Annotated in this window: 11 protein-coding genes; 6 read left to right on the top strand and 5 right to left on the bottom strand. The window is 63.9% G+C overall.

Going from position 1 to position 12,255, the window contains the following annotated elements:
* The first annotated feature begins 151 nt into the window (after positions 1 to 151).
* Positions 152 to 2,989 carry an ATP-binding protein gene (locus CU110_RS14215; RefSeq protein WP_127736419.1) on the top strand — a complete coding sequence of 946 codons (2,838 nt, stop codon included), beginning with the start codon at positions 152 to 154 and terminating at the stop codon, positions 2,987 to 2,989.
* On the opposite strand, the gene CU110_RS14210 is transcribed toward CU110_RS14215, so the two are convergent.
* The 3 genes from CU110_RS14210 to CU110_RS14200 form a co-directional block, all read right to left on the bottom strand.
* The gene (locus tag CU110_RS14210; protein WP_077378736.1) at positions 2,968 to 3,438 is read right to left on the bottom strand and encodes a DNA polymerase III subunit chi; all 471 of its coding nucleotides are present in this window, start codon (positions 3,436 to 3,438) and stop codon (positions 2,968 to 2,970) included. The genes CU110_RS14215 and CU110_RS14210 overlap by 22 nt on opposite strands.
* Before the next feature lie 69 nt (positions 3,439 to 3,507).
* On the bottom strand, positions 3,508 to 4,602 hold the full coding sequence (locus CU110_RS14205) for a branched-chain amino acid aminotransferase (protein WP_084209423.1): 1,095 nt from the start codon (positions 4,600 to 4,602) through the stop codon (positions 3,508 to 3,510).
* 145 nt (positions 4,603 to 4,747) lie between these two features.
* Positions 4,748 to 6,268, bottom strand: a complete 1,521-nt coding sequence (locus CU110_RS14200) for a leucyl aminopeptidase (protein ID WP_084209422.1) — start codon at positions 6,266 to 6,268, stop codon at positions 4,748 to 4,750.
* Positions 6,269 to 6,424: 156 nt separating this feature from the next.
* Here CU110_RS14200 and lptF point away from each other — a divergent pair, with 156 nt between their 5' ends.
* Genes lptF through CU110_RS14185 form a run of 3 tightly spaced genes read left to right on the top strand, consistent with a single transcriptional unit; the run spans position 6,425 to position 9,061 of the window.
* Positions 6,425 to 7,519 carry an LPS export ABC transporter permease LptF gene (gene lptF, locus CU110_RS14195; RefSeq protein WP_169477242.1) on the top strand — a complete coding sequence of 365 codons (1,095 nt, stop codon included), beginning with the start codon at positions 6,425 to 6,427 and terminating at the stop codon, positions 7,517 to 7,519.
* Complete coding sequence (gene lptG, locus CU110_RS14190) at positions 7,519 to 8,601, top strand: LPS export ABC transporter permease LptG (RefSeq protein ID WP_077378750.1); 1,083 nt, start codon at positions 7,519 to 7,521, stop codon at positions 8,599 to 8,601. Before lptF ends, lptG begins: the two co-directional genes overlap by 1 nt.
* Before the next feature lie 43 nt (positions 8,602 to 8,644).
* Positions 8,645 to 9,061 carry an RDD family protein gene (locus CU110_RS14185; protein WP_240665405.1) on the top strand — a complete coding sequence of 139 codons (417 nt, stop codon included), beginning with the start codon at positions 8,645 to 8,647 and terminating at the stop codon, positions 9,059 to 9,061.
* A 79-nt stretch (positions 9,062 to 9,140) separates the two neighbouring features.
* Here CU110_RS14185 and CU110_RS14180 read toward each other — a convergent pair whose 3' ends face one another.
* Positions 9,141 to 9,965: a hypothetical protein gene (locus CU110_RS14180; protein ID WP_077378753.1), complete on the bottom strand. Its 825-nt coding sequence runs from the start codon at positions 9,963 to 9,965 to the stop codon at positions 9,141 to 9,143.
* A gap of 238 nt (positions 9,966 to 10,203) precedes the next feature.
* Here CU110_RS14180 and CU110_RS14175 point away from each other — a divergent pair, with 238 nt between their 5' ends.
* Together CU110_RS14175 and bfr are read left to right on the top strand one after the other, a co-directional pair.
* Positions 10,204 to 10,407 carry a bacterioferritin-associated ferredoxin gene (locus CU110_RS14175; protein ID WP_077378756.1) on the top strand — a complete coding sequence of 68 codons (204 nt, stop codon included), beginning with the start codon at positions 10,204 to 10,206 and terminating at the stop codon, positions 10,405 to 10,407.
* Between the two features lie 150 nt (positions 10,408 to 10,557).
* A complete protein-coding gene (bfr, locus tag CU110_RS14170; RefSeq protein ID WP_077378759.1) occupies positions 10,558 to 11,037 on the top strand; it encodes a bacterioferritin in 480 nt (159 codons plus the stop codon).
* A gap of 95 nt (positions 11,038 to 11,132) precedes the next feature.
* On the opposite strand, the gene CU110_RS14165 is transcribed toward bfr, so the two are convergent.
* Complete coding sequence (locus CU110_RS14165) at positions 11,133 to 12,254, bottom strand: 5-(carboxyamino)imidazole ribonucleotide synthase (protein ID WP_240499616.1); 1,122 nt, start codon at positions 12,252 to 12,254, stop codon at positions 11,133 to 11,135.
* Position 12,255: the final 1 nt, after the last annotated feature.

The raw sequence follows: 12,255 nt of genomic DNA, 5'->3' as shown, positions 1-12,255 counted from the left end.
CTTGGCGTGCAGGCTCTTGTGGCCCTCGCCAAGGGGACGGTTTCACAAAGCAGGCAACATCCACGCAATGATGCCGTATCCTGTCGCAACCTGCTGACGCCGAGGTGCCTCGCCTCGGAGTCTCCCTCCTGTTCCTGCTCGCGGAGCCGCAATGTCCAAGCCTCGCCCCACGGATGGTGCACCTCGTCCGACCCGTCGCTGGGTCTGGCATGAACTGCTGCGTCATGCACTGGTGCCACTGCTGGTGATGGAGGTGGCGCTGCTGGGCGGTTATCTGGGCTTGCACTGGCTGGTCGCGCAGCAGCAGGAAGCGACCCGTGAAGACCTGATCCGCACCCAGCTTGAGCAGCTGAGCCGTTATGAGGCGGAGCATGCCGGCATGGTGGTGGAGGATTGGCGCAGGGAAGTGCAGCAGCTGGCACACTCGGCACTCCGTGAGATGGATGCTCCCATCGCGCCGGGCGAGCGTGTCCGAGAGATGGCGCGTCATGTCTTCAGTGAGGATGGCACCCTCTACGTGGCCGAGGATGACGGGGAGGCCGGCTCCTATTATTCGTCGCTGGCCCCCAGTTATCTGCAGGACTACGGCAAGGTGGCACGGCTGTCGCGGCTGGATACGGTCATGCAGGACATGCTCGAGATCCGTCCCGAGCTGCGTCAGGCGTGGTTCTCCAGCTACGACGGCTATTTCCGTATCAAGCCGTGGATCGACACCCACGGCATCTTCACCCCCGGGGTGGATCTCACCAGCTACGGCTTCTATTACCTGGCCGATGATCGCAACAATCCCACGCGTGAGCCGGTCGTGACGCCGGCCTATCAGGACCCCGTCGGGGGAGGCTGGCTGATCTCGACCCTGATGCCGGTGCATCGTGGGGACTTCCTTGAGGGGGTCGTCGGTATCGATGTCACGCTCGATGCGCTGGCGAAGCATCTCGAGAGCACGCGACTTCCCTGGAACGCCTATCTGGTGCTGGTGAGTGGCAACAGCGTACTGGCCATGCCCGAGGCCGGTCAGAAGGATTTCGGGGTGCATGTCCCTCCGCGGATCGAGCCGACCCCGTTGACGCATGATCGCTTCCTGGAAACGGCACGTGATCAGAGCAAGTCGCCGGAGATGGTGCGCCTGCTGCATGGTATCGATGATGCTCCCCATGGCATGCGCAAGATACCGCTGCTCGCCGGTGAGCGGCTGGTGGCGTGGTATCCGGTGGCGGGGACGGACTGGCGGCTGCTGGCCGTGGTGGACCCGCAGCAGGTGGAAAGCGGCATCCAGCACTGGAATACGCGCTTCAATCAGTTGGGTTACGTGATGCTGGTCGGCCTGATCGCCTTCTTCCTGGTCCTGCTGGTGGTGATGCGCTGGCGGGCGGAATCCATGGCCACCACGCTTTCCGAAGCCCTGGAACGCTTGAGTGACATGGCGCTGCGCATCGGTCGCGGACAGCCGGTGGTGCGTCAGCGTTTTGCCTTGCAAGAGCTTGATCAGGCGGGGGAAGCCCTGCGGGAAGCCGCATTGCGGCGTGATCAGATCGAGCTCGAACGCGCCGAGGATGCCCGGCATGTCGAGATGGTGATGGCGGCCTCCGGTGATGCGACCTGGCGGTATGACTTCGAGCGTGATGATCTCCACTTCCACGAGAACTTCTTCCTGATGATGGGACTCCCCATCCAGGCCAGCATGCATCTGGCCGATCTCGATGCCATGACACACCCGGAGGACCTGGCGGGGATGCTGGAATCCCGCTGGCGCGTGTTGCATGGCGACAGCTGGGCCGAGGCGCGTGACGTGCGTTACCGCCATGCCGACGGCAGCTGGGTGTGGATGCAGGTGCGAGGTCAGGTGACCCGCCGCGATGGTGACGGACGACCGCTGCGTGCCACGGGGGTGGTGCTGGACATCCAGCGTCACAAGCAGACGCTGCAGGTGCTGGAAGCGGCACGTGACAGCGCCACCGAGGCAAGTCAGTCCAAGTCGCGGTTCTTCTCGAGCTTCAGTCACGAGATCCGCACGCCTCTCAATGCCATCCTGGGCTTCACTGACCTGCTGGCGGACGAATCGTCCCTGACGCGCGAACAGCGTCGCTATGTGGATGAAGCGGGCCACGCGGCAAGCCAGCTCTCGGCGCTGATCGAGGACGTGCTGCAGATGTCGAGCCTTGAAGCGGGAGAACTGCCCCTCGATTGCCAGCCTCTGTCGATCGGCCAGCACCTGATTCGCCTCGTCAGTCAGTACCAGCCGCGGCTGGACCAGGCGGAACTGACGCTGTCACTGGCGCTGGAAGAGGCGTCGCTGTGGCTGAATGCCGATCGCCGTCGTCTGGACCAGATTCTCGGCAACCTGATGGGGAATGCCATCAAGTACAACCGCGCGGGCGGCTGGATACGTCTCGCTCTTGGGCGCGGTATCGACTCCCACGGCCAGGAGATGGCCTGGGTGGATGTCGAGGATGGTGGCTTCGGGTTTGACCCGAATCAGGCGGCTCAGCTGTTCCAGCCTTTCTCGCGTCTGGGTCGCGAGGATTCGGGAATCGAGGGCACGGGCCTCGGGCTTGCGCTGTCGCGTGAGCTGGCGCGGCGGATGCAGGGGGAGATCACCGCGCAGAGCGTACTGGGCGAGGGGGCCTGTTTCCGGGTATGGCTGCCGTTGGCGGATGTCAGTGCCCATGAACAGGTCGTGAAGGCGGCATGGTCGGCAGATCAGGCGCTGCCAGTGGCGTGTCGCTGGCTGGTGATCAGCACGCGCGCGGAGGACAGACTGCGCCTGGAAGTGATCGGCAGCCATGTCGCCAATCTGGACATCATCACTGCCAGCAGCGCGGCTCAGGCCTTGCGCCTGGTGCGTGATGTCAGTCCCTGCATGGTGATCTTCGGAGACGTCGCCGACATGAGCGTGGCGTCGCTGTTCAGCGAGATCCAGCGTCTGCCGCGTGAGGCGCCGTTGTGGGCTGTGCGTATCGGCGAGCGTCAGCTCACGCCCTTGAGCTGATGCGAACGCACCGCATAGCCGCGTGACTTGTAGGTACGCCAGCATTCGCGCTTGGTGACCAGCACATCCTGATGCTGGTTGATGATCTCGGCGACGCGCTCGAAACGCGAGAACCACTCGGGGATCTCGGGGTGCAGGTTGAGCAGTGCCTCGATGCCCGGTGCCGGCGCGTCCTGCCAACCGATGGTCACGGGCGGACGTGGCACGTCATCGGCGTGTTCGGCTTCGCGCGCCGCGAGATCCAGATCGATATCCAGCGCATGGGGTACGAAGCTCTCGGGGCGGAACTGCCACAGGTGCTCATCGAACTGACGCGCCATCGCCTCATCCTCGACATGCACGTGCAGGCGGAACCCCTTGGCATGGATGGTCTCGGCCAGACGGCAGGCGAATTCCAGCCGGGCTTCCAGCGTGGTATCGGGCAGGATGTAGAAGTCGATCTGGGTCATGGGCACCGCTCGTGGCAAGAGTTCGCGAGCGCTCAGGATACCGCACTCGCCACGTGGCTTCGATGCAGCTTACGCCAGGCGGGTCATCCAGCCACGCGTGTCTTCGGCGCGACCGTATTGCAGGTCCAGCAGCTGGCGACGCAGACGCATGGCCACGTCGCCGGCATTGGCGGTCAGATCCAGACGCGCGTCTTCGCTGACCAGCTCGCCCACCGGGGTGATGACGGCGGCGGTACCGCAGGCGAACACCTCGGTGATCTCGCCGGAGGCGATACCTTCGCGCCACTCGTCGATGCTGACCGGGCGCTCTTCCGGCGTCAGGCCGAGATCACCCGCCATGGTCAGGATGGAGTCACGGGTGACACCTTCCAGAATGGTGCCGGTCAGACGCGGCGTGACCAGACGACCATCCTTGAAGACGAAGAACAGGTTCATGCCACCCAGTTCCTCGACCCACTTGTTCTCGGCGGCATCCAGGAAGACGACCTGATCGCAGCCATTGGCGGTAGCTTCGCTCTGGGCCGCCAGGGAGCCGGCATAGTTGCCGCCACACTTGGCAAAACCGGTGCCACCGGCCGCCGCACGGTTGTAATGCGAGGACAGCCAGATGGACACCGGCTTGATGCCGCCCTTGAAGTAGGCGGCCACCGGCGAGGCGATCACGTAGTAATCGACTTCACGCGACGGACGCACACCGAGGAAGGCTTCGCTGGCGATCATGAACGGGCGCAGGTAGAGGCTGCACTCATCGCTGGCGCTGGCGGGGGTCGGTACCCAGGCGCTGTCCTGGGCGAGCAGGGCCTTGAGCGAGCCGACGAAGTCCTCGTCGGACAGCTCCGGCAGTGCCAGGCGGCGGGCGGAGTTGCGGAAGCGTGCCGCGTTCTTCTCGGGGCGGAAGGTCCACACCGAGCCGTCTTCATGACGATAGGCCTTGATGCCTTCGAAGATTTCCTGGGCGTAGTGCAGTACCGAGGCGGCGGGGTCGAGGCTCAGCGGGCCATAGGGGCGGACTTCATGGCCGTGCCAGCCGCCATCGGCGGTCCAGCGGACGTGTGCCATGTGGTCGCTGAAGTGACGGCCGAAGCCGGGATTGGCCAGGATGGTGTCGCGAATGGCAGCATCCGCCGGTTGCGTGGACGCGCGGACGTCGAAGCCTTTGGTCACGTGGGTGTCTCCGTAGCAGCGAGACCCCCGGCGCGAAACGCCGGGGGTCGAATCATTTTTATAGGACCTCTGGGGTCAGCGGTGCCGAGTGGCGTGCCGACCCGCGTGTCTCAACGCTAGCACGCCATCGAGAGCATGCGAAGCCTCAGAGCGTCTCTTCCTGGGCGGCATTGAGTTCCGCTTCGCGATCCAGCAGATACTGGGTCAGCAGGCCCACCGGGCGGCCGCTGGCACCTTTCTGCTTGCCGGACTGCCAGGCGGTGCCGGCGATGTCCAGGTGCGCCCACGGGAAGGTGTCCGCGAAGCGGGACAGGAAGCAACCTGCGGTGATCATGCCGGCTTCACGGCCACCGATGTTGGCGATGTCGGCGAAGTTGGAATCCAGCTGTGCCTGATACTCGTCCCACAACGGCATGTGCCATGCGCGGTCCCAGGCTTCTTCCCCGGCATCCAGCAGATCCAGCGCCAGGTCATCATCGTTGGAGATCAGGCCGGTGGCGTGATTGCCCAGCGCGATGACGCAGGCGCCGGTCAGGGTGGCGATGTCGACGACGCTGGCCGGCTCGAAGCGCTCGGCGTACGTCAGGGCGTCGCACAGCACCAGGCGGCCTTCGGCGTCGGTGTTGAGGACTTCGACGGTCAGGCCCTTCAGGGTCTTGATGATGTCGCCCGGCTTGGTGGCACGGCCGTCCGGCATGTTCTCGGCGCTGGCCACGATGGCGACCACGTTGAGCTTGGGCTTGAGTGCCAGCACGGTGCGCATGGTGCCGAAGACGCTCGCCGCGCCGCCCATGTCGTACTTCATCTCGTCCATGCCGGCGCCCGGCTTCAGCGAGATGCCACCGGTATCGAAGGTGATGCCCTTGCCGACCAGCACGTGCGGTGCCTCGTTCTCGTCTTCCGCGCCGCGGTATTCCATCACGATCAGACGGCTCGGCTCTTCACTGCCACGGCCGACCGAGAGCAGTGACAGGGCGCCAAGCTTCTCGAGTTCTTCCTCACCCAGCACGGTCACCTTCAGTGCGCCTTCGGAGGTGCTGCCCAGTTGCTCGGCACGCTCGCCCAGATAGGTCGGGGTGCAGATGTTGCCCGGCAGATTGCCCAAGGTGCGGGCTTCGTTGACCCCTTCGCCGATGGCCGCGCCAATACGCAGACCCGCTTCCAGTTCTGCCTGCTGACTCTTGTCGGCACTTACCACGCTCAGACGGGTCAGAGAGGCAGGCTCGCCCGGCTGACTCTTCATCTCGGTGAAACGGTAGGCGTTGCGCAGCGCGCTCTCGGCGATCATGCGTGCCTTCCATGCGGCGTCGCGCAGCTCGATATCGAGGCCGACTCCCGCGAAGGCGGCGTCTTCCACCGGCAGCTTGAGCAGTGCCGCCATGGCGGCGTCCAGTCCGCGCTTGTAGCGGCTCTCGTCGAGTTTCTCGGCCTTGCCGAACCCGGCCAGCAGCAGGCGCTGTGCGCCGAGCCCCGGGGCGAAAGGCAGCAGCAGGGTGTTGCCCAGCTCGGCCTTGAAGTCGCCGCGTTCGATCAGCTGGGAAATCAGCTTCTCGCTGGCGTCGTCCAGACGTGCCGCGGCGCCTTCGAGTTCGCCTTCAATGACGGGAACCACCAGGCAGGCGGTCTCTAGCTGGGCCGGATTGACAGTGACAACAGGAAATTCCATGACAACTCCACGCGGGCGAGTAGGGGCCAGTGTACGCAAAGGCGGTTCGGCATGCATGAGGGATGGTGCATCTTCATGTGTCCCGTATCGTGTCTTCACCGGCTATCATCGTTCTGGTCAACACGCTCGATTGCGAGTGGGAAACAGGAGTTTCATTTGATCATCTTCCGCTACCTGACACGCGAGATTCTCACCACCATGGCCGCGGTGGCCGGGGTGTTGATGCTTGTCATCATGGGCAGCCGATTCATCCGCTATTTCAGTGACGCGGCAGAGGGGGACTTCCCGGCCTCGATTCTCGGCAGCCTGATGCTCTATCACCTGCCGGGGTTCTTCGAGCTGCTGTTGCCGCTGTCCTTCTTCCTGGCCGTGCTGCTGGCCTTCGGTCAGCTGTACATGAACAGTGAGATCACCGTGCTGGTGGCCTGCGGTGTCGGCCCGGAGCGTCTGCTGCGCGTCACCTTGCTGCCGGCACTGCTGATCACGGCTCTGGTGGCGGCCTGCAGCCTCTACCTGACGCCGGCTGGCGCGCTGAAGAACGAGATGTTGCTGGAGCTTCAGAAGCAGAAGACCGACTTCTCGGTGCTGGGCGCGGGACGTTTTCAGCAAATCGGCGATCGCACCGTCTATGCCGAGAGCATGAGTGACGACAACAGCGAACTGAAGCACGTCTTCATCGCCGAGCGTGGCAATGACGGGGCCACCCGCCGCGATGACAGCGAACCGAGTCAGTCGGTGGTGCGCGCCGAGCGCGCCTTCCAGGACGTCAGCGAGGAGACCGGCAGTCGCTATCTGGTGCTGGCGGATGGCTCACGCTACGCGGTGGAGCCGGGCAAGTCGGCTTCACAGCGACTGGGCTTCGAGCGTTATGCGGTGCGGGTCAGCGAGGGGCAGAGCGAGGCAAGCCTCAAGGATGACATCGAACTCGTCTCCACCCGAGAGCTGTTGGCCACGCAGACGCCCGAAGCCCAGGCCCAGCTGCAATGGCGTATCTCTCTGCCGTTGATGGTGCCGATCCTGATGCTGATCGGTCTGCCACTGGCACGCGTCAATCCGCGCCAGGGCCGCTTCGCGCGTCTGTTGCCGGCCATCTTCGTGCATATCACCTACCTCAGCTTGCTGATCGCGGCTCAGAATGCCGTCGCGTCCGGCAAATATCCGGCCGCGATCGGCCTGTGGCCCATTCACGGCGTCTATCTGGCGCTTGGCCTCTGGCTGAGCTGGCGCGACAACCGCGGAGGTGGCCGCTGATGCTGCTTGATCGTCTCGACCGTTACATCGCGCGCAACGTGCTGCTGGCCATGCTGGTGGTACAGGTACTGATCCTCGGGCTTGACCTGATGATCACCTATATCAATGACCTGGGCGATGTCGAGGGGGATTACGGTGCCCTTGAGGTCTTGCTCTACCTGTTGATGAGGCTACCGTCACGTTTCTACGAATTCGTGCCGGTAGGGGTGCTGCTGGGGGCCTTGATCGGCCTGGGCAGCATGGCATCCAGCAATGAGCTGACCATCATGCGTGCGGCGGGCCGCTCCTTGACGCGCATCCTGTGGGGCGTGATGAAGCCGCTCGGGCTGGTGATCGCCATCACCATGGCCGTGGGAGAGTACGTGGCGCCTGTCACCGAGATGCAGGCCGATGCCTGGCGCGCCGAGAAGCAGCAGGGGGCGGGTGCCGTCTATGCCGAAGGCGGTGGCTGGCAGCGTGAGGGCAACAACTTCTATCGCTTCGGTTCGATCCGCAGTGATGATGTGGTGCTCAACGTGACCCGCTATCAATTCGATGATGATCAGGAGCTCAAGCAGGCCATGTACGCCCGGCGTGCTGTCTGGGAGGACGACCATTGGACGCTGGAGGCGGTGGAAACCACGGTCTTCGAGCGTGAAGGCGGCGAGGTGGCCTCCACGCGTGTCGAGCAGCAGGACTCACGCCAGTGGGATACCCGATTGACGCCGGACCTGCTCAAGCTGGTGATCACCGAACCCAAGCAGCAATCCGCCTCTGATCTGTGGCGCTACGCCAGCTATCTGAAGGGGCAGGGTCTGTCCGCCAACCAGCCATTGCTGTACTTCTGGCAGAAGATCCTGCAACCGCTGACGCTGGCAGCGCTGGTGCTGGTGGCAGCGTCCTTCGTGTTCGGGCCGTTGCGCACCGTGGCAGCCGGGACGCGCGTGTTCTACGGGATCATCGTCGGTCTGCTGTTCAAATACCTGCAGGACCTGCTGGCGCCGGCCTCGGTGGTCTTCGGGTTCGCGCCCATCTGGGCAGTACTGGCCCCCACGATCGCCTGTTACGTGATCGGCCTGCTGCTGATTCGTCGCAGTGGCTAGGGCACGGTGCCCGGTGGCCCGGCGCTGCTTCGCGCAGCAGGGCGTGCGCCCAGCCGGGCTGATGCGGCGTCTGGGCGGATTGGTGTATGACACCTTTCTGGTAGTGGCGCTGTTGATCGTGCTGGGGTTCGTGGGGGTGGCCGCGAATGGCGGAGAGGCCAATCAGTCGCCATTGTTCCGCTCGCTTCTGCTGGTGGCGGTGTTCGCCTTCTTTGCCTACTTCTGGAGTCGAAGTGGCATGACGTTGGGCATGCAGGCCTGGCGGCTGAGGCTGCAGACGCCGGAAGGCTGCGCACCGACACTGCCTCAGTGTCTGCTGCGTTTTCTGGTTGCCGGTCTCTCGCTGGGATGCGGTGGACTGGGGTATCTCTGGCAGCTATGGGACCCTGAACACCGCAGCTGGCACGACATCGCCTCAGGCACGCGCGTGGTGGTGGTGCCGAGGCCCAGCCGAGAGTGACGGCCCGGCCGGAAAACACAACGCCCCGCCAGTCATCGACTGGCGGGGCGTTGTGTTTGTCAGGGGGGCAGGACGTGAATCAGACGCCCAGCAGGCCATCGAGGCGCGTGATGATGCGGTCGACCGTGGCGCGTGACACGACCAGGCTGTCTTCCTGTGCCGCGGTTTCCGGCAGCTCACGTGGCAGGTCGAGTACCGCGTTGCCCATGCCCTCGAAGCGCACGCCATCACGATAGCGCACGAAGGGCAGCTGGCCGATGGGGCGCTGACCGTCGTGGTCGAGGCGGGCCAGGCGTGTGAAGGCACTGACCGTGTCCAGCACCGGTGCGCTGGTCAGCGGCAGGTGGGTCAGGCGCCATGCCAGCCAGTCGTCCACTTCGACGGCTTCGTCACGCAGGGTGGCGAACCAGTGACGGGCCTGATCCAGGCGATAGCGGGCACGGCCCTGCTTGTCCAGCCACAGGACGTCGGCGCTGGCCTGACGCGGACTTTCCAGCTCGCCGGGCAGGTACAGCCAGGCCTCGGTAAGGCGATGCAGCGCGCCCGGCAGTGGCTCATCGAGGGTACGCTCGTTGAGCGAGTCCAGTGCAGCATTCAGGTCGCCCTGTTCGGCACTGCTTTCACTGTTGGCGTAACCGACGTTGTAGCGCCAGACGCGATCGGAGATTTCCTGGGTGACGACGTGATCGTGCGGCAGTGCGATGTGACTCATCAACTCACGTGCGTTGCAGCTCTCGTCCACCAGGCCTTCGCGACGCGCCTCGCGATAGAGATTGCGCAGCAGCGGATTGAGCGGCAGGCGGTGATGGTCCCCGAAGCAGCTGCCGGCATCGCGAACGGCGTCGAGATTGAGCGGCAGGTGGGAGGCGGCGTGATGTTCGGCGGTAGCGATGGATGCGGACATTGGGTCAGGACAGCAGACGGATTCGGGCCGGTCACGGCATCATCATGTCGCCCATCATCGGCATGCCGATGGGCCGAGTCAGGATGGAGGGCGTCGACGGAATCTCTTGCAGTGTCCTGTTCATGTGCTTTTCAAGTGGTTGATATGTCATGCAAATGAGAATTTTTTGCAGTCAGGTGTTGCGCATCTTTCTGCGAATCATTTACATTTGTCTCACTTGGAGTGAGCGAGGTGAGCCATGTACGTCTGTCTGTGCAAGGGTGTATCAGACCACAAGATCCGTGAAGTCGTGGAGCAGGGGGCGCGCAGCTTCCGTGAGGTCCGCGAGCAGACCGGGTGTGCGACCCAATGTGGAAAATGTGCCTGCATGGCCAAGACGATCACCCGTGAAGCCGTGGCACGCGAAATGATGCCGGCTGACGATCTCGCCTACGCGGTCTGATGCACCTCGGTGTCCGTCTGCATATGACAACGCGGATACCAATCTTTCCCATTTGCGCCTAAAAGTCGATAACTTGTTGTCATGTCTCGAAAAATTCATGGTTTTGCGCCATACTTGCCGGACCTGACCGGACAAGAGAGGAATGGCGACATGAAAGGCGATCCCAAGATCATCGAGCATCTCAACACCATACTGGGCAACGAGCTGGTAGCCATCAATCAGTACTTCCTGCATGCGCGCATGTACAAGGACTGGGGGCTCAAGCGCCTGGCCAAGTGGGAATATGACGAGTCCATCGAAGAGATGCGTCATGCGGACACCCTGATCGAGCGCATCCTGTTCATGGAAGGCCTGCCCAACCTGCAGGACCTCGGCAAGCTGCGTATCGGCGAGAACACCAAGGAAATGCTCGAGTGCGATCTGGCGCTGGAGCACCAGGCACATGGTGATCTGAAAGAAGCGATCGCCTATGCCGAGCAGGTCCGCGATTACACCTCACGTGATCTGTTCCGCAAGATCCTCGACGACGAGGAAGAGCATATCGATCACCTGGAGACCGAGCTGGGTCTGATCGAGAAGGTCGGTATCGAGCTCTACCTGCAGAAGCAGATCCATCACGAGATCGACTGATTCCAGGCGCGGCTTTCCAGGTCGTGACAGGAACGAAAACGCCCCCGCTGCCATCGGCAGCGGGGGCGTTTTGTCTTCAGTGGCGCAGAACCGGCTTACTTGCCCAGGTCATTGACCAGCAGCGCCTCGACGGCTGCGATGCGCGCGTCGAGACTGGCCTGGTCGGCGGCCAGCACCGTGATGTGACCGATCTTGCGGCCGGCTCGCGGTGCCTTGCCGTAGTCATGCAGGCGAGCACCGGGAATGGCCAGCACGGCATCGCGCTCTGGCATGCGCCCGATGATGTTGAGCATCGCGCAGGGGGCCAGCAGGGCTGTCTCGCCCAGCGGCAGGCCGGCGACGGCGCGCAGATGGTTCTCGAACTGGCTGGTGACCGCGCCCTCGATGCTCCAGTGACCGGAGTTGTGCACGCGCGGGGCGATCTCGTTGGCCAGCAGGCGCTCGCTGCCGTCCGCTTCCTTGACCACGAAGAACTCGAAGGCCATCACGCCCACGTAGTCGAGTTCGTGCATCACCTTGAAGGCAGCCGCTTCGGCCTCGGCCTGCAGGTCATGCGCGGCCAGCGGTGTGGCGCAGTGCAGGATGCCGCTGCGGTGCTCATTGCGGGAGAGCGGCCAGGCGCGTGTCTCACCGTCACGACCGCGTACCGCGATCACCGAGACCTCGTGATCGAAGGCGATGAAGCCTTCGAGAATCAGCGGCACGCTGCCGAGTTCGGCGAAGGTGTCGGCCACGTCCGTCATCTCGCGCAGCACCTTCTGACCCTTGCCGTCATAGCCCAGCGTACGTGTCTTGAGGACGGCAGGCAGGCCGATGGTGGCCACCGCGCTTTCCAGATCGGCCTGGCTGTCGACCAGCGCCAGCGGCGGCACCTCGATGCCCAGACGCATGAACAGCGACTTCTCGTTCCAGCGATCCCGTGCGGTATCCAGCGCGCCGGCCGGGGGATAGGTCGGACGCTCTGCCGCCAGGCGCTCGACGGCGTCGGCGGGCACGTTCTCGAACTCGAAGGTGATGGCATCGGAGGCCGCCACCAGCTGTGTCAGAGCGGCGTCATCCTGCCAGTCGGCGCGCAGATGATGGCCATGCACGCGGCCACAGGGCGAGTCGGCGGGATCAAGAAAGGTGAAGCGGGCATTGAGGGCGGCACCAGCCTGAGCCAGCATGCGACCCAGCTGACCACCACCGACGATACCGAAGCGGATCGGCTCGCTCATG

It is taken from the genome of Cobetia sp. ICG0124 (assembly GCF_004006355.1).
GTDB classification, from domain to species: Bacteria; Pseudomonadota; Gammaproteobacteria; order Pseudomonadales; family Halomonadaceae; genus Cobetia; species Cobetia marina.
The sequence above is the reverse complement of the archived record's forward strand: the minus strand, read 5'-3'. Positions and strand labels throughout refer to the sequence as shown.